Annotated in this window: 18 protein-coding genes; 14 read left to right on the plus strand and 4 right to left on the minus strand. The window is 43.6% G+C overall.

What is annotated here, in order from left to right; all coding sequences use genetic code 11:
- The first annotated feature begins 2 nt into the window (after window positions 1–2).
- The 14 genes from IQO02_RS20470 to IQO02_RS20535 all read left to right on the plus strand — a co-directional run bounded on the left by IQO02_RS20470 (window position 3) and on the right by IQO02_RS20535 (window position 11,243).
- A complete protein-coding gene (locus IQO02_RS20470; protein WP_010439391.1) occupies window positions 3–785 on the plus strand; it encodes a ParA family protein in 783 nt (260 codons plus the stop codon).
- Complete coding sequence (locus tag IQO02_RS20475; protein WP_065099476.1) at window positions 772–1,896, plus strand: chemotaxis protein CheW; 1,125 nt, start codon at window positions 772–774, stop codon at window positions 1,894–1,896. Before IQO02_RS20470 ends, IQO02_RS20475 begins: the two co-directional genes overlap by 14 nt.
- A gap of 54 nt (window positions 1,897–1,950) precedes the next feature.
- Window positions 1,951–2,445, plus strand: coding sequence for a chemotaxis protein CheW (locus IQO02_RS20480; protein WP_009848530.1), 495 nt, complete (start codon window positions 1,951–1,953; stop codon window positions 2,443–2,445).
- Window positions 2,445–2,957 (plus strand): DUF2802 domain-containing protein, encoded by a 513-nt coding sequence (locus IQO02_RS20485; protein WP_010439397.1) that lies wholly within the window; start codon window positions 2,445–2,447, stop codon window positions 2,955–2,957. Before IQO02_RS20480 ends, IQO02_RS20485 begins: the two co-directional genes overlap by 1 nt.
- 278 nt (window positions 2,958–3,235) lie before the next feature.
- Window positions 3,236–3,853, plus strand: a complete 618-nt coding sequence (gene ccmA, locus IQO02_RS20490; protein WP_010439401.1) for a cytochrome c biogenesis heme-transporting ATPase CcmA — start codon at window positions 3,236–3,238, stop codon at window positions 3,851–3,853.
- A 1-nt stretch (window position 3,854) separates the two neighbouring features.
- A complete protein-coding gene (gene ccmB, locus IQO02_RS20495; protein ID WP_004736228.1) occupies window positions 3,855–4,523 on the plus strand; it encodes a heme exporter protein CcmB in 669 nt (222 codons plus the stop codon).
- 146 nt (window positions 4,524–4,669) lie between these two features.
- Window positions 4,670–5,410, plus strand: coding sequence for a heme ABC transporter permease (locus IQO02_RS20500; protein WP_010439410.1), 741 nt, complete (start codon window positions 4,670–4,672; stop codon window positions 5,408–5,410).
- Window positions 5,411–5,424: 14 nt separating this feature from the next.
- Window positions 5,425–5,631 carry a heme exporter protein CcmD gene (gene ccmD, locus IQO02_RS20505; RefSeq protein WP_010439411.1) on the plus strand — a complete coding sequence of 69 codons (207 nt, stop codon included), beginning with the start codon at window positions 5,425–5,427 and terminating at the stop codon, window positions 5,629–5,631.
- Window positions 5,628–6,110, plus strand: a complete 483-nt coding sequence (gene ccmE, locus IQO02_RS20510; RefSeq protein ID WP_009848524.1) for a cytochrome c maturation protein CcmE — start codon at window positions 5,628–5,630, stop codon at window positions 6,108–6,110. Before ccmD ends, ccmE begins: the two co-directional genes overlap by 4 nt.
- Window positions 6,107–8,077: a heme lyase CcmF/NrfE family subunit gene (locus IQO02_RS20515; protein WP_016767066.1), complete on the plus strand. Its 1,971-nt coding sequence runs from the start codon at window positions 6,107–6,109 to the stop codon at window positions 8,075–8,077. Before ccmE ends, IQO02_RS20515 begins: the two co-directional genes overlap by 4 nt.
- A 5-nt stretch (window positions 8,078–8,082) precedes the next feature.
- Window positions 8,083–8,634: a DsbE family thiol:disulfide interchange protein gene (locus IQO02_RS20520; RefSeq protein ID WP_010439416.1), complete on the plus strand. Its 552-nt coding sequence runs from the start codon at window positions 8,083–8,085 to the stop codon at window positions 8,632–8,634.
- Window positions 8,631–9,119: a cytochrome c-type biogenesis protein gene (locus tag IQO02_RS20525; protein ID WP_010439418.1), complete on the plus strand. Its 489-nt coding sequence runs from the start codon at window positions 8,631–8,633 to the stop codon at window positions 9,117–9,119. The genes IQO02_RS20520 and IQO02_RS20525 overlap by 4 nt, the downstream gene beginning before the upstream one ends.
- Window positions 9,119–10,339, plus strand: a complete 1,221-nt coding sequence (gene ccmI, locus IQO02_RS20530) for a c-type cytochrome biogenesis protein CcmI (protein ID WP_010439419.1) — start codon at window positions 9,119–9,121, stop codon at window positions 10,337–10,339. Before IQO02_RS20525 ends, ccmI begins: the two co-directional genes overlap by 1 nt.
- 118 nt (window positions 10,340–10,457) lie before the next feature.
- The gene (locus IQO02_RS20535) at window positions 10,458–11,243 is read left to right on the plus strand and encodes a VacJ family lipoprotein (RefSeq protein ID WP_010439421.1); all 786 of its coding nucleotides are present in this window, start codon (window positions 10,458–10,460) and stop codon (window positions 11,241–11,243) included.
- A gap of 94 nt (window positions 11,244–11,337) precedes the next feature.
- Here IQO02_RS20535 and IQO02_RS20540 read toward each other — a convergent pair whose 3' ends face one another.
- The 4 genes from IQO02_RS20540 to IQO02_RS20555 all read right to left on the minus strand — a co-directional run bounded on the left by IQO02_RS20540 (window position 11,338) and on the right by IQO02_RS20555 (window position 15,748).
- Window positions 11,338–12,660 carry an outer membrane protein transport protein gene (locus tag IQO02_RS20540; protein WP_016796968.1) on the minus strand — a complete coding sequence of 441 codons (1,323 nt, stop codon included), beginning with the start codon at window positions 12,658–12,660 and terminating at the stop codon, window positions 11,338–11,340.
- Window positions 12,661–12,956: 296 nt separating this feature from the next.
- Window positions 12,957–14,180 carry an outer membrane protein transport protein gene (locus IQO02_RS20545; RefSeq protein ID WP_016796969.1) on the minus strand — a complete coding sequence of 408 codons (1,224 nt, stop codon included), beginning with the start codon at window positions 14,178–14,180 and terminating at the stop codon, window positions 12,957–12,959.
- Between the two features lie 298 nt (window positions 14,181–14,478).
- On the minus strand, window positions 14,479–15,207 hold the full coding sequence (locus IQO02_RS20550) for a DUF3379 domain-containing protein (protein WP_010439428.1): 729 nt from the start codon (window positions 15,205–15,207) through the stop codon (window positions 14,479–14,481).
- Window positions 15,200–15,748, minus strand: coding sequence for a sigma-70 family RNA polymerase sigma factor (locus IQO02_RS20555; protein WP_010439430.1), 549 nt, complete (start codon window positions 15,746–15,748; stop codon window positions 15,200–15,202). Before IQO02_RS20555 ends, IQO02_RS20550 begins: the two co-directional genes overlap by 8 nt.
- Between the last annotated feature and the right edge of the window lie 453 nt (window positions 15,749–16,201).

Raw genomic sequence — 16,201 nt, forward strand, 5'->3', positions numbered from 1 at the left:
AAATGATTGTTTGGAGTGTTGCAAACCAAAAAGGTGGTGTTGGCAAAACAACCACAACAGTGACCTTAGCAGGCTTACTTGCTTTAAAAGGGCACCGAGTATTGTTGGTTGATACTGACCCGCATGCATCACTAACCACGTATCTGGGTTACGACTCAGATAACGTGGAGTCGAGCTTGTTTGATCTATTTCAATTGCGAGAGTTTACGGCGCAGACAGTAAGACCTTTGATTTTGCAAACGGAAGTCGAAGGTATCGATATTATTCCTGCACATATGTCATTGGCGACACTCGATCGTGTTATGGGTAATCGCAGTGGTATGGGGCTTATCTTGAAGCGTGCTTTAGCTGCGCTAAAAGATGACTATGATTATGTGCTAATCGATTGTCCGCCAATTCTAGGTGTGATGATGGTTAACGCATTGGCTGGCAGCGATCGTATCTTAATCCCGGTACAGACTGAGTTCTTAGCAATGAAGGGCTTGGAGCGTATGATTCGAACTTTAGCTATCATGCAGAAGTCACGTAAAACACCGTTTAAGGTGACAATAGTCCCAACGATGTACGACAAGCGAACCAAAGCATCATTGCAAACATTAACTCAGCTTAAAGACGATTATCCAAATCAAGTTTGGACATCTGCTGTTCCTATTGATACTAAGTTTCGAGATGCGAGCTTAAAACGCTTGCCTGCATCTCATTTTGCATCGGGTAGCCGTGGTGTATTTGCTTATAAACAGCTGCTTATTTATCTCGAAAGGCTGGCGATAAATGAGCGCGAATAAAGAACTAACAGTAGAGCGTCCAAGCTTATCGAGTGAACAAGCATTGGATGATTACTTTACTGCGCTACTAGGCGATGAAAACTTTGAATCTGACGAGCTTTTTGTTGACGAGTGTGATGATGAGTCACAATCTGAAGAGCCAGAGCCAGAGCCAGAGCCAGAGCCAGAGCCAGAGCCAGAGCCAGAGCGTCAATTAGCGACTCATTACTCAAGCTATGCCGAAATACGTGCAGCTGAATTTGAGGTTCCTAATCTTGAGGATGTTCAGAAACTACTGAGCCGTCTAGAGGCGACTAACATTGTCGATGACCTCAATCTTGATGAGTTGATGGATCAGAATACACAGAAAATCGCTCAGCAAGCCGACATGCCAATGTTCGATGCCGCTGTAGAATCTGTTCAAGTATTTACTGAACCTGAAATTCAAGACTGGAACTTGCCAGAACCAGAGTTATCCATTGTTGCAGAACCTCAAATCGAATTGCAGCAAGCTGAAGATGAATTGCTAGAAACTGAACAAACAGAAGCGAAAATAGAATATTCCGAGATAGAGGTTGAAGCTCCTGAAGTCGAAGTTCAAGAACCTGATATTGAGACAGTTATTGAACCTGAAACTCAAGTTGGAGGAGCTGACCAGTTTACTTCTTGGGAAAGCACAGTTCGAACTGAAGATTTCCAAGTCTTGTATTTTGATGTAAACGGCGTGACCTTTGCGGTACCACTTGATGAGTTAGGTGGCATTCACCGCCTTGAAGAGTTAAGTCATATCATTGGTAAGCCAGCTTGGTATTTAGGTTTACAAACTAACCGCGATAGCCAACTAGATGTGGTCGATACCGCAAAATGGGTGATGTCCGAGAAACTATCGGGTGACGAATACAAAGAAAACTATCAATATATAGTCATGCTTGGAGAAAGCTTGTGGGGCCTCGCGGGCACCGAGCTAAAGGGCACAGAGTTACTTAATACAGATAAAGTACGTTGGCGAGAAATGGCAGGGAAACGTCCATGGCTCGCCGGTATGGTAAAAGAAAAAATGTGTGCTTTGATCCATGTTGAAGCATTAATCGCCATGCTAAACGCAGGGCTAGATGTAAAAGCATTAAGCTAATAAAACATATCAAGTTAATAATAGTGGTCGGTAACGACGGCAAGAGGATTATCTATGTCTCATATGAGTGAAGTTGAAGTAAGAAAAGATCAAACGAATGATGAAGTACTTCAATGGGTGACATTTCAGCTAGAAGAAGAAACTTACGGCATCAATGTAATGCAAGTACGTGAAGTACTGCGTTACAGCGAAATTGCTCCAGTACCGGGTGCTCCAGACTACGTTCTAGGTATTATCAACCTGCGTGGTAATGTTGTTACTGTTATCGACACTCGTTCTCGCTTTGGTTTGATGCAAGGTGAAATCACAGATAACACTCGTATCATCGTTATTGAGTCTGAACGCCAAGTTATCGGTATTCTCGTTGATAGCGTTGCTGAAGTGGTTTACTTACGTTCTTCTGAGATCGATACGACACCAAGTGTTGGTACTGATGAAAGCGCTAAGTTCATCCAAGGTGTTAGTAACCGTGATGGCAAGCTGCTTATCTTAGTAGATCTAAACAAACTACTAAGCGAAGACGAATGGGATGAGATGGCTCATCTGTAATGTTTGAAGCGCTTCCTATAAGCCCTGTTGCTCTGATAGCGGGAGTTGGGGTTTTTACGTTATTCATCGTAATTTTGATTAGCAAAGTAAAACGTGCGATTCAAAAACAGCTCGATCAATCACGTCTGCAAATTCGAAATTTGGATAAAGAGCTTCAAAAATCGAGTAAGCAATTACTTGAGGTTCGCTCTGTCGTGGTTGGGCTTGGTCAAAAAGTGACTGAGCAGCAAGATCTGATTAAGCACTTGAATGAACGTATTGTTGAGCTGGAACATGCTGATACCGATGGACGCTTGTACACTCGTGCAACGAAAATGGTTCAACTGGGCGCTGGAATTAACGAACTAATTGAAGAGTGTGAACTGCCGAAAGCGGAAGCTGAGCTCATGATGTCTTTGCAGAATAAGCTCGCAGGTAAAGAGAAAATTCCTTCGTTAAGAAGTAATCCTTCATCGCTAGATGGACAACCGGCCGCTTCTCGTGAACGAAGAGACCCACCTCGACGTCGTTAAATTGAGTGTTTATAGTGGCTCGAATGCCCGATATTTGTCACGCATTCCTCTTAAAAGAAGCTTCGGCTTCTTTTTTTGTATCTGCTTTTCTTATATAGAACGATGTTTATAAGTGCTTGTATATACGACAATATCTCGTTTGTTGATAAAAATGTGTAAATTGTGATGCGATGGTAACAGTTTCTTACGGAGTTTGTTCTCACGAAAACGCCTAGTCCTGTTTTGTCACCATGTTGGTGTGCTACTATAGCGCTCTCATTACTCGACTAAATTTACCTATGCTAGAAGTCTCAAATTTAACTGCTATTCGTGACGACAGGGTTCTGTTTGAATCGTTGTCTTTTCAATTGAAACCAGGTGAACTGGTTCAAGTTGAAGGTCGAAACGGTACCGGGAAAACGACACTCCTTAGGATTATTACTGGCTTAGGCGACCGAGATGAAGGCACTATTTCTTGGGATGGTGAATCCATTGAATCGAGTCGAGACACGTATCATCAAAATTTACTCTTTCTTGGGCATCAAACTGGCGTTAAACGCGAGTTAAGCGCTTATGAAAATCTAAGCTTTTATCAATCGATTCACAGCGGTGGAACGACGAAGGAAGAGCTTTACCACGCGTTAGCTCAAGTCGGCCTTGCTGGTCGAGAGGATGTGCCCGCAGGTCAACTTTCTGCGGGTCAACAGCGCCGTGTGGCACTGGCACGCCTTTGGTTGAGTAAGCAAATGTTGTGGATTTTAGACGAACCGCTGACTGCGATCGATAAGCAGGGCGTAAAAGTTCTGGAATCTCTATTTTCTCAGCATGCAGATAACGGTGGTATTGTGTTGTTAACTACCCACCAAGATATGTTTGCTGATAGCCCGAAACTAAGAAAAATAAAGTTGGGTGATTAATATGATCTCTTCAATGACCACTATTATTCGACGTGAACTGCTGATTGCGTTTCGACGTCAAGCGGATATTTTTAACCCTCTGTGGTTCTTCATTATTGTTATTACCCTTTTTCCTTTAAGTATTGGCCCTGAGCCAAACTTACTTGCGCGTATTGCCGCAGGTATTGTTTGGGTGGCTGCGCTGCTTTCTGCGTTGCTCTCTTTAGAACGCCTATTTCGCGACGATTTTCAAGATGGTGCCCTTGAGCAGATGATGCTGATGCCCATCCCGTTGCAGTTGGTAGTCTTGTCCAAGGTCATAGCACACTGGTTATTGACCGGGTTACCATTAATTTTGATCAGCCCCTTGTTGGCTGTATTGCTGTCTTTAGATTTCGATACTTGGTTATCGGTTGTGTTAACGTTATTGGTTGGTACACCAGCATTGAGCTTTATCGGTGCGATTGGTGTGGCTTTAACGGTAGGACTACAAAAAGGCGGTGTGCTTTTAAGTCTGCTTATTTTGCCGTTGTATATCCCAATTCTTATATTTGCAACATCAGCGATTGATGCGGCAGCACTGGGCGTTGCGTATAACGGTCAATTAGCGGTGCTTGGGGCGATGTTGATGGGTGCGATGACTTTGACTCCTTTTGCGATCAGTGCCGCACTTAGAGTGAGTGTGAACTGATAACGATGCCGTTATCGTATAGCTAATGTGAACCAAAAGTTACTATTGGACTCATAGAGTCAGCAAAACTGAAAGCAAGATAATAAATTATTATAATTATAGCTTTAATAGCTGTAAGCAATATGAAGTAAGAGTGAGATTACAACATGTGGAAATGGCTCCATCCCTACGCCAAAGCAGAAACCTCATATCAGCTTGCTGGTAAACTTCTGCCGTGGTTTTCGATCCTAGCGCTATTGTGTCTATCCGCTGGTACTGTATGGGGGCTAGCATTTGCGCCTTCAGATTACCAACAAGGCGATAGTTTCCGAATTATCTACATCCATGTTCCGTCTGCAATTTGGTCAATGGGCGTGTACATGTCTATGGCGATAGCTGCCTTCATCGGCTTGGTATGGCAGGTAAGGCTATCTGACATGGCCGCATTGGCGATGGCGCCGATTGGTGCTGTATTTACCTTCATTGCATTGTTAACGGGTGCGGTTTGGGGTAAACCAATGTGGGGCGCTTGGTGGGTTTGGGATGCTCGTTTGACCTCTGAGCTGATTCTTCTATTCCTATACTTGGGTGTGATTGCTCTACACCATGCTTTTGATGACCAAAAAACGGCGGCAAAAGCGGCAGGCATTTTGGCTATCGTGGGTGTCATCAACCTACCTATTATTCATTTTTCAGTAGAGTGGTGGAACACGCTTCACCAAGGTGCGACGATCACCAAGTTCGACAAACCTTCTATTTCTAGTGACATGCTATGGCCGCTTCTTCTCAACATCTTCGGCTTCGCTTTTTTCTTTGGTGCTGTGACGATGGTTCGTTTCAGAAACGAAATCCTAAGCAAAGAAAGTCACCGTCCATGGGTTCGCAAACTTGCGGCTGAAAAAGCGTAGTAGGGTAGGTAATTATGTATTTTGAATCTTTGAGTGATTTCTTTGCCATGGGTGGCTACGCCTCATATGTATGGAGTGCATTTGGAATCACTTTCCTCGCGATGATCGTCTTACTGGTGGTAAGCGTTCGTCGTGGTAAGCAATTACTTAATGAAGTACAAGCTAAGATTGATCGTCAAGCTCGTATCGATGCAGCAAAAAATATGGAGAACACTCTATGAACCCAAGACGTAAAAAGAGGCTAGGCATTATCTTAGCGATCTTTTTTGGTATCAGTGCGACTGTTGGATTGATGGTTTACGCACTTAACCAGAACATGGATCTGTTCTATACACCAACTGAGCTGGTTAACGGAAAAGATGGTAAAAAACCAGAAGTGGGTCAACGTCTACGCATTGGTGGAATGGTCGTAGTTGGCTCTGTAAGCCGTGACAATGAATCATTGCGTGTAAGCTTCGATTTGGCTGATGTCGGCCCTAAAGTAACAATATTATACGATGGCATCCTTCCTGACCTTTTCCGTGAAGGCCAAGGTATTGTTGCTCAAGGTGTCCTTAAAGACGCGACGACAATTGAAGCGTTCGAGGTATTGGCAAAGCATGATGAAGAGTACATGCCTTCTGAAGTTGCAGAAGCAATGAAGAAAACCCATGAGCCTTTGCAATACACGACTGAACAAAAAGAAGGAAATGCTCAATGATAGCCGAGATCGGCCATTTTGCGATGATCCTGTCCTTGGGACTTGCATTGCTGCTCAGCGTGCTCCCATTGTATGGAGCCGCTCGAAATAACACATTATTAATGAATAGCGCACGACCGTTGTCGTGGGGCATGTTCGGATTCTTAGCGATTTCGTTCTTTATCCTGTGTTACGCGTTTTACACCAATGATTTTACAATCCAATACGTAGCAAGTAACTCGAATAGCCAACTGCCTTGGTACTATCGTATTACTGCCGTTTGGGGCGCTCACGAAGGTTCGTTACTGCTTTGGGTTCTTATTCAAGCAGGTTGGACGGTAGCAGTAGCGACGTTTAGCCGTGGTATGCCTCAAGAGTCTGTGGCTCGCGTACTGGCTATCATGGGCTTGATAACGGTCGGCTTCTTGCTGTTCATTATCGTAACGTCTAACCCGTTCCTACGTACATTGCCTTTCTTTCCTGTCGACGGTCGTGATTTGAACCCGTTATTGCAAGATCCGGGTTTGATTATTCACCCGCCAATGCTTTATATGGGTTATGTAGGTTTCTCTGTAGCGTTCTCTTTTGCAATTGCTTCTCTAATGAGCGGTCGTTTAGATACGGCATGGGCTCGTTGGTCGCGCCCTTGGACAATTGCCGCATGGTTGTTCCTAACGGTAGGTATCGCACTAGGTTCATGGTGGGCTTACTACGAACTTGGCTGGGGTGGCTGGTGGTTCTGGGATCCAGTAGAAAACGCTTCATTTATGCCTTGGTTGGCTGGTACTGCATTGATGCATTCGCTAGCGGTAACAGAAAAGCGTGGCACATTTAAAGCTTGGACAGTGTTACTGGCTATCTCTGCATTCTCACTAAGCTTACTAGGTACATTCTTAGTTCGTTCGGGCATTTTGGTTTCTGTTCACGCATTCGCGTCAGATCCTGCTCGTGGTATGTTTATTTTAGGTTTCCTAGTCTTTGTTATCGGCGGTTCACTGCTGTTGTTTGCTGTTAAAGGCGCATCCGTTCGCGTTCGCGGTAACTTCGATCTGGTTTCTCGTGAAAACGCGCTACTTGGCAACAACATCTTATTGATTGCAGCGCTTGTCGTTGTGTTAGTCGGTACGCTACTACCATTAGTTCACAAACAGCTAGGCTTAGGCTCAGTATCTATCGGTGCTCCGTTCTTTGACATGTTGTTCTTCTGGTTAATGATTCCGTTCTCTTTCCTTTTAGGCATCGGCCCACTGATCCGCTGGAAACGAGACAACCTGTCAAAGCTCGTTAAACCTATGCTGGTTTCTGGTGTATTTTCACTTGGCTTGAGCGCACTAATAGTTGCTTTACTGGCTGACCGCTTCAGTGGTACTGCCTTTGCTGGTTGGGTAATGGCATTCTGGATTATCTTCATGCACGGTTTTGAGCTGTATGAACGTGCGACTCACCGTCACACATTCCTGAAAGGTCTAACTAAGCTACCTCGTAGCCACTGGGCAATGATGTGTGGTCACATTGGTTTAGCCGTGACAGTGATTGGTATCGCGATGGTGCAAAACTACAGCATCGAACGAGATGTACGTCTGGCGCCAGGTGAAAGCTACCAACTTGAAGAATACGACTTCCTATTCACAGGCGTTCGTGACAAAGATGGTCCTAACTACGATGGCTATATTGCTGATTTTGAAATTACCAAAGAAGGCAAGTACATCAACACGCTTCACGCTGAAAAACGTTTCTACACCACAGCTAAGTCTATGATGACAGAAGCAGCGATTGACCGTGGCGTAACACGTGACCTTTATATCGCAATGGGTGAGCGTTTAGACGATAACAAGTCGTGGGCTGTTCGTATTTACTACAAACCATTTGTACGTTGGATTTGGGCAGGTTCGCTGATCATGGCGATTGGTGGTGTGATCGCTATCAGTGACCGTCGTTACCGTTTCCGCAAGCCAACGAAAAAGTCGGCTCAAGAGCAGGAGGCTTAATTCGAATGAGCAAGAAGATTTTATTCATTCCCTTGATCGCGTTTATGGTTCTCGCTGGAATCTTTGCAACGCAATTAATGCGCAACCAGTCAGGCGATGACCCGACTAAGCTTGAATCAGTATTGATCGGTAAGCCTGTTCCTGAGTTTGGTTTAGAAGATTTGGAACAACCTGGTAAGTTTCATGATCAAGCGATTTTCAAAGGTGAGCCACTGCTTCTTAATGTGTGGGCCACTTGGTGCCCTACTTGTTATGCAGAGCACTCTTATCTGAACAAGCTGTCTGACCAAGGCGTTAAGATCATTGGTCTTAACTACAAGGATGATCGCAACAAAGCGGTAGGTTGGTTAAAAGAGTTAGGTAACCCTTACCTGATCAGTTTATTTGATGGCAATGGCATGCTAGGCCTCGATCTTGGTGTTTATGGCGCTCCTGAGACCTTCCTAATTGACGCTAACGGTGTTGTTCGTTACCGCCACGTTGGTGATGTTAATCCAACAAACTGGGCAGCGACACTCCAACCGATGTACCAAGAGTTATTGGAGGAGGCGAAATGATTAAACAGACACTTGTAGCGTTGTTCGCCACTTTTGCTATATCTGCGTCGGTAACAGCAGCTCCTATCGAATTTCATGAATTTGATACGGTTGACCAAGAACAACAGTTCAAAGAGTTGAGTAACACGCTTCGTTGTCCGAAATGTCAAAACAACACGATTGGTGATTCGAACGCAGAGCTTGCGGTCGATTTGCGTCAAAAAGTGTATGAGATGACGAAAGACGGCAAATCGAAGCAAGACATCATTGATTACATGATTGCGCGCTATGGTAATTTTGTGACTTACAACCCGCCATTGACGCTAGCAACATCGATTCTTTGGGTCGGCCCATTTTCGGTTGTTGTGTTTGGATTCGGTTTGATCATTTTACGAAGCAGAAAGTCAAAGTCGAAAGCAGTAGAGTCAGATAAAGACTGGGATGCAGACAAAGAAGCTCGCTTAAAAGCGTTACTCGACGAAGAGAACGACGGAGATAAGAAGTAATGACTCTATTTTGGATTTCTACAGTTGTCCTTTCATTAGCGGCGATTTTGCTTATTGTTCTGCCGTTCATTAATAAGAAGGCCAACAATGATGAAATGCTTCGCGATGAGTTGAATAAAGCGTTCTATAAAGATCGCTTAGTTGAACTAGAAGTAGAAGCAGAAGAAGGCCTTGTTGACAACCAGCAAGAGTTGATCGCAGATCTAAAGCAGTCTCTACTTGATGATGTTCCAACACAGAAAGATACGGCAAAAACACAAATCTCTACGGTTGGTGTGGTAGTACCCTCTGTGATTCTGGTTCTGGTTGTGACTTATGGCATGTACTTTCAGTTCGGTGCATTAGATAAGGTTCAACACTGGCAAGAAGTGAGCTCGAATCTTCCCGAGTTGTCTAAAAAGTTGATGTCATCGGAAGGTGGTGCGTTAACGGATGATGAGCTTGAAGATTTGACTTTAGCACTTCGTACTCGACTTCACTATCAACCAAAAGATTCAACGGGTTGGTTGTTGCTTGGTCGTATTGCGCTCGCAAACCGTGATGCTGAAACGGCAAAAGATTCTATGGAAAGAGCTTACAAACTTGAACCTAAGAATGAAGATGTTCAACTAGGTTTCGCACAGGCATTGATGCTTTCACCAGATGAAGCCGATCAAAACCAAGCTCGTCTGATTTTGAGCCGTTTGATTCAAAACGATTATGTAGACCTTCGAGTATTCTCTTTGCTAGCGTTCGATTCGTTTGAACGTCAAGATTATCCTGGTGCTGTTAAGTACTGGAGCATCATGCAGCAGATGATTGGTCCACAAGATAGCCGTTACGAAATGTTGTCACGCAGTATTGAAAGTGCTCAGAAGAAAATGGGCGACACCATGGGTGTTGACCAAGGTAAAAGTGTTGCAGTAACGCTTGAATTGGCCGCTGATGTGAACGCTGACCCTAAGTCTGTGTTGGTTGTTTCAGTACACAGAGCTGATGGCTCACCAATGCCTATCGCTGCGGCTCGTTACCCATTGGGTACTTTCCCTCGTACTGTTGTGCTCGATGACGGCAATAGCATGATGGAAGGTCTGAAGCTGTCTAGCCTTGAAACTCTGATGGTTCGAGCTAGGCTTGATACAGATGGCAACGTTTCAACTCGCGATGGTGATTGGTACGGTGAAAGTGAAGTGGTTGAACTGGGTGCTCCAGTGACTATCAACATCAATAAGCAATATTAATCATCAGTTTGCATAGGTGTTAGCTATTCCGATTTTGCGATAAACGGTATAGACTTACGCAAACAATTGAGGCCAGCGATTGCTGGCCTTTTTTATTATTCCTTATGGAAAAGGTGATATGTCTATCAGTGTTTTAAGACTCTCGAGTTTATTATTTATCGCAAGCTTAACGGTGGGTTGCTCTAGCGCGCCGGACGAAAGCGTTAACGATGATAACTTCGAAACCTCTGAATACGTCGAAGAGTCCCACCCGAACGATCCTTTTGAAGGCTTCAACAGAGCGATGTGGGATATCAACTACGAATATCTAGATCCTTATTTGGTTCGCCCTGTTTCTCTCGCTTATGTTGACTATACTCCTGTGCCAATACGTTCTGGCATTTCCAATTTTCTAGCCAACTTAGACGAGCCATCAAGTATGGTGAACAACCTCATTATGGGCAATGGTGAAAAAGCACTCGACCATTTTAATCGTTTTTGGATTAACTCAACGATTGGTTTGTTAGGCTTAATCGATATTGCCAGCGAAGCAGGGATCACCAAGTACGACGACAAATCATTTTCTGATGCGATTGGTCATTACGGGGTAGGTAATGGTCCGTATTTTATGGTGCCGGGTTATGGTCCACTAACGACGCGTGAAGTAACTGAAACCGTCGATGGTTTGTATGTCCCTCTATCGTTTTTGAACTTTTGGGCTAGCTTAGGTAAGTGGGCATTTGAAGGTATGGAGACTCGCGCTCAGTTAGTGTCACAAGAATCACTATTGGACGACTCGCCAGATCCATATGCTTTGACTCGTGAGGTCTACATTCAACGTCGTGACTTTAAAGCCGAAATTGAACCTGAAGAGTTTGATCTCGAAGAAGAAGACTTCATTGATGGTTATCTAGAAGATTACTAGAAATACGTTTTAGAAAATCGACAAAAGAAAGGCTCGATGTTAATACAACATCGAGCCTTTTTAATGCTTGTTACTTTAGATTAAGTAAAACAGATTAGAAGCGGTAGTTAGCTTGTACACCAACTAGCCAAACATTACCCGTTGTTGTACCAATAAATTGGCCGCCAACAGCTTCGGCTGCATCGTCAGATGCGTAACCGCGAGATTCTGTGATGGGAGCATCTTTAGCAATGATGTAAGTAAAGCCAGCATCCAATGAAAGCTGTTCAGACCATTGGTAACCAGCACCAACACTTAACCATGTGCGGTCAGTTTCTGGAATAGTGATAGTACGGTTTTTATCGCTAACTGCAGAAGTATCGTAAGCCACACCTGTACGTAGTGCCAGTTTAGGGGCAATTTGGTAAGTTGCGCCTACAGCAAAGCGATAGTTATCTTCCCAATTCTCAACCTTAACTGTATGGCTACCATATGTATCTAGCTCAGCTTGCAATTTTTCGAAAGAACTCCAGTCAGTCCAGTTAAAACTAGCATGGATTGCAAGTGCTTTAGTGAGTTGATGGAAACTTGCAAGCTCTGCTGTTGCAGGAAGTGCTAACATCATATGTCCATTGTCACGTTGACCAGGTGTCATGCCAAAGCCGATGCCTTCTGCGTGACCTTCTAACTTCAGCTCAACCTCAGACTTGTAGGCAAAACCGATACGGTGGTCTTCGTTGATCTGCCACGCTGTACCTACTTGCCAACCCCAAGCGGTGTCTTCACCTTCCATATATTTCAGTGTAGTGCCTTCTGGAGCTGAGATCGGCATTTGGTTTGAATCTAGACCAATTGCATTTTTCGCTGGTGCTGTTGCACCGAAGCTGCCTTCACCCATAACGTAACGGATACCGCCACCAATGCTTACTTGCTCAACAACTTGATAAGCGAAGTTTAAGTTAGCTTCTTTAGTGATTACGCTTGCTTCGTTACCGAAATGAGATGCGTTGAAGTCGTCACCTAAATTCGTTTCCATTCCGTAATTCGTGCCAAATGCAAAACCGATAGCAAACTTTTCGTTGTAACGGTGAGAAATGTAAAGATTCGGGATAATAGCGTCATCTGCGAAATCGTTTGAAGATGCTTGGCTTGTACCTAATGCTGGGTGAGCGTGGTTTACTTCACCTTTAACATCAATGTTAGGGTTAACGTAAATACCACCAACAGAAACTTGTGTACCTTCTAGGTAAGTCAGCATTGCAGGGTTACGCCATTGAGCATCTGCACCGTCTGCCATTGCAGCCTCACCAGCGTATGCACGGCCTAGGCCTGTTGCTGAGTATTCTGCTAGTTGAAAGCCTGCCGCGTGAGTAACGGTAGAAGTCGAAAGTAGTCCAACTGCCACTGCAGTAGATAGAAGGGTCTTATTCATTTTCATTATTATGTTCGCTGAATCATAAGTATTTAGTGGCGTGATTCTACTTTTAGAGTCATTACTTTAAAAATGAAATTCGAATAAAACAGTGTTTTAGGGATTAAATGAGTAAATGTGTTTAATTATTAGAGAAATAATCTAAATGTTTCGGCCGTGTTGCGAAATTTGAGCGTACACTTGTAGGCATATTTTGCCTTTGCAGCCTACAAGTGTAAGCTTAAATCGAAGTTAGTCAGTAGTTTAGACAACAAAAAAGGGTCGCGTAATGCGACCCTTTGAGATTATTAACTTCGATTATATTAGAAGCTACGGCTGTACTGCAGGCCCAGTAGGATTGCATCAGCGTGTGTAGTGCCGTTTAGTTGTCCGCCAATACCAGTTTCTTTAACATCAACATCATCACCTAGTAGGTATGTAAAGCCAAAGTCTACATTAGATGCTGTATTGATGTGGTAAGTGAAACCAGCTGAGAACCATTGACGGTCAGAATCTGGTACTGAGATAGATGTTACTGAGTCTTGTGCGCTCGTGTCATACATATAACCCGTACGTAGTGTCCAAGTGTCATTTAGGTAGTAAGTACCGCCGATAGCGTAGTGCCAACCGTCTTGCCATTGATAATTCTTGTCATATGAGCCTGGAATTGCACCTTGTGAAAGGTTCTTAAATTCGATTTGGTCGAAGTCACCCCAGCCGATCCATTGTACTGAGTAATGCACAGCAAATTTAGTGTCTTCAAGTTTGTGAAAACCTGAGAATTCAACCATATCTGGTAATGGTAGTGTAATCTCTTGACCTTTATCATCTTTAGCCGTCAACTCTGGACTGTAACGGTAAGCTAGACCAAAACGGTTATTTTCATCAAGTTCATAGACAGTGCCTAGGTTAAATCCAACAGCCCAACCATCAGCTTCATCTACGTCAATTAGAGGTGTGGCAACCTGTGAACCACTGAATGCCTCTCGCTTCATTGTACCCTGACCGTAAATAAGGTCTAAACCAGCACCAAAGCTCCACTGCTCGTTTAGGCGATATGAACCAGCAAGACCAAAGTTGATACTCATTACATCAGTCAAACCACCAAATTCAGATGCTTCATAGTTATCTGAGAATTCAGTTTTAGTACCGAAGTTTGAGTATGCATTCACACCCCAAGCAAATTTATCGTTTACAGGCACGATAAGGTGGATATTGGGTGCGATAGAGGTGTCACCTACATCATCTACGTCGGAAACACCACCAGGTGCTGAAGTGTAAGTTGTATCTTTAACTTCAATCATTGAAGTGATGCTTTCAAAACCAAGAGATAGCTCAGTTTTGTCAAACAGTGCCATTGCTGCAGGGTTACGTGCCATTACTGACGCGTTATCTGCGATTACTGCATCACCAGCGAATGCACGGCCGATGCCAGTTGCTGATTGTGCGTTAAGTTGGAAACCTGCTGCCATCGCTTGCGAAGACGCCAGTGTAATTGTTACTGCTAAAAGAGACTTTTTAAACAGACGCGTGTTGTTGGTAGTCATTCATTTATTCCTTTATATATCCGCCTCTACAGGGCGATTAATTTGAGCAATTGCTCAATGGTGGCTGATCCTATTCGCAAGTATACGATATACAAATCCGACCATTGAGAATTTTGAGTGGAAAATTATGGAAATGACGCCTATCTGGCACGAAAATGGTGAGAAATACTGTTTTTTAGAGTTTTAACTCTAGAGGTATTGGTGTGGTGAATAGTTTTGTGGTTTGTTTATAAATAAAGCCCAGCAATATCAAGAGTATAATTGCTGGGCCTTTTGGTAACGGGGCTTAAGAGGAGTGTTAGCCCATAGGTTTGATGATTTTTGTCAGCTTTTCGGCGATTTTAGAAACGTTCTCACCATCTTCACCTACGAGGATCAGGCTGCTGTTATCGATCGGTGTTACCGAACCAGACATGCCTTCTTCGTCAAAGTCGACAGATTTGTCTGTTGGAATTCCTGTTAAAAATAGCGTTACTTTGCCTTTTTCACCTTGGAAAACCATGTGCATTGCATTGGACTTCCCGAAACCACAGTGGTTCAGGTAGTAGACATGATAAGGGAATGCCTCATCAAACTGGTAAGCAAATGGATTCATTTTTGCGTTGATTTGTTGTGATGTCACTTGTTCGTCGATTGAACTCACAAAGCTTTTTTCATCAACAACATGTTTCATCGCAGTATCGACCAAACTTGCTTGAGCTGGAGCAACCAGTGCGTTTCCCCAATTAACCTGTCCAACCAATAAGCCCGCAACAAACGCCACTGAAGCGGCCATCGCCATTGCTCGACGAGCAAAAGTAGGTCTTACGACTTTACTCTCTTCGCTTGAGGTCTGATTGAATAGAATGCGATCGGCAAGATCATCTGGCACATCCACATTCATTGCTGAATGGATCTGCTTATCAAGCGATAGTACATCGTCTAAGAAATGACTATTGGCTTCGCTGTTTGCTACTGCATTGATAATATCTGGTGTTCGTTGTTTAGGTTCCGACAAAACACGACGACGAAATTCTAAATCATCCATTATGTTGCCCCCTCTCTGCCTCTTCTGTATCCAGCATCTCTTTCAACTGATTTCGAGCTCTGAATAAACGTGTCATTACTGTGTTTTTGTTGAGATTGAGAATATCGGCAATCTCTTCACCACTAAATCCACCAATGACTTGTAGAAAGAGTGGTTCACGGTAATCAACTTCAAGTTTCATGATCTGAGCTTGCAACCATTGGTGTTGGTGATGCGGGTCGTCACTGACACTAGCATCATTACCATGATCGTCGATATCAACCAGATCAAACTGTTTGCGTTCAAAGCGTCTCGCGTTTTCGCGTCTTAAGATGGTAATTAGCCAAGATTTAGCGGCTTTTTCATCTTGAAGGCTATCGAGTGACTTCCATGCACGAAGGCAAGTCTCTTGCACTAAGTCTTCGGCAACGGTTTTGTCTTTGCATAACCAATAGGCGTAGCGAAACAGGTCACGATGATAGGCACGCACGAGTGCTTCGTATTTTCTTTGTTTGTCCATATCAGAGTTGACCGGACGCTTGGCAGTTTTCTTTCCAAACATTTTTATTATCGACACACGAGCCTCCATAATTGCTCTGTGTATAGCTGTCTTCTATACGTTGTGCTTTGTTTTTATATTGTGTTTCGTTTTTAGAGCTACCGATTTACTGGAAATCGTAAAATCACAATGAAAATTGATCTACTTCAAAATCTAAGGCTTCGAACAAGCTATAGTACACCTTGTCGTCTAGTTAGTCATTCGTGGCTAGCATGTTGAGCAAGACGACACTTCCTTTTGAAGGCTGACTTTACTTTCTCCTAATCAGGAAACTGATTATTTCAATTGGCGTTAAGTTAATTGCTTTATATACATTCCGACCACACATCTTTGTGTGGTTTTTTTTTTGCCTCAAGAAAACAATCCCCAAACACTGTAGTAACAGTGCCCTTTAACAATAGTTTAGTCTCTTAGGACAACCTTTCACCCCAAAAGGTTCGCCTGAAGGTACAGTTA

Origin of the sequence: Vibrio sp. OPT24 (assembly GCF_015163545.1) — a bacterium.
Lineage (GTDB): Bacteria > Pseudomonadota > Gammaproteobacteria > Enterobacterales > Vibrionaceae > Vibrio > Vibrio cyclitrophicus.

Excerpts from the sequence above, each read along its gene's own strand:
- IQO02_RS20550 (WP_010439428.1), bottom strand. The coding sequence starts at position 15,207 with ATGGATGATTTAGAATTTCGTCGTCGTGTTTTGTCGGAACCTAAACAA.
- ccmD (WP_010439411.1), top strand. The coding sequence starts at position 5,425 with ATGTATTTTGAATCTTTGAGTGATTTCTTTGCCATGGGTGGCTACGCC.
- IQO02_RS20470 (WP_010439391.1), top strand. The coding sequence starts at position 3 with ATGATTGTTTGGAGTGTTGCAAACCAAAAAGGTGGTGTTGGCAAAACA.
- ccmI (WP_010439419.1), top strand. The coding sequence starts at position 9,119 with ATGACTCTATTTTGGATTTCTACAGTTGTCCTTTCATTAGCGGCGATT.
- IQO02_RS20535 (WP_010439421.1), top strand. The coding sequence starts at position 10,458 with ATGTCTATCAGTGTTTTAAGACTCTCGAGTTTATTATTTATCGCAAGC.
- IQO02_RS20555 (WP_010439430.1), bottom strand. The coding sequence starts at position 15,748 with ATGTTTGGAAAGAAAACTGCCAAGCGTCCGGTCAACTCTGATATGGAC.
- IQO02_RS20480 (WP_009848530.1), top strand. The coding sequence starts at position 1,951 with ATGTCTCATATGAGTGAAGTTGAAGTAAGAAAAGATCAAACGAATGAT.
- IQO02_RS20540 (WP_016796968.1), bottom strand. The coding sequence starts at position 12,660 with ATGAAAATGAATAAGACCCTTCTATCTACTGCAGTGGCAGTTGGACTA.
- ccmA (WP_010439401.1), top strand. The coding sequence starts at position 3,236 with ATGCTAGAAGTCTCAAATTTAACTGCTATTCGTGACGACAGGGTTCTG.
- IQO02_RS20545 (WP_016796969.1), bottom strand. The coding sequence starts at position 14,180 with ATGACTACCAACAACACGCGTCTGTTTAAAAAGTCTCTTTTAGCAGTA.
- ccmE (WP_009848524.1), top strand. The coding sequence starts at position 5,628 with ATGAACCCAAGACGTAAAAAGAGGCTAGGCATTATCTTAGCGATCTTT.
- IQO02_RS20525 (WP_010439418.1), top strand. The coding sequence starts at position 8,631 with ATGATTAAACAGACACTTGTAGCGTTGTTCGCCACTTTTGCTATATCT.
- IQO02_RS20500 (WP_010439410.1), top strand. The coding sequence starts at position 4,670 with ATGTGGAAATGGCTCCATCCCTACGCCAAAGCAGAAACCTCATATCAG.
- IQO02_RS20485 (WP_010439397.1), top strand. The coding sequence starts at position 2,445 with ATGTTTGAAGCGCTTCCTATAAGCCCTGTTGCTCTGATAGCGGGAGTT.
- ccmB (WP_004736228.1), top strand. The coding sequence starts at position 3,855 with ATGATCTCTTCAATGACCACTATTATTCGACGTGAACTGCTGATTGCG.
- IQO02_RS20475 (WP_065099476.1), top strand. The coding sequence starts at position 772 with ATGAGCGCGAATAAAGAACTAACAGTAGAGCGTCCAAGCTTATCGAGT.
- IQO02_RS20515 (WP_016767066.1), top strand. The coding sequence starts at position 6,107 with ATGATAGCCGAGATCGGCCATTTTGCGATGATCCTGTCCTTGGGACTT.
- IQO02_RS20520 (WP_010439416.1), top strand. The coding sequence starts at position 8,083 with ATGAGCAAGAAGATTTTATTCATTCCCTTGATCGCGTTTATGGTTCTC.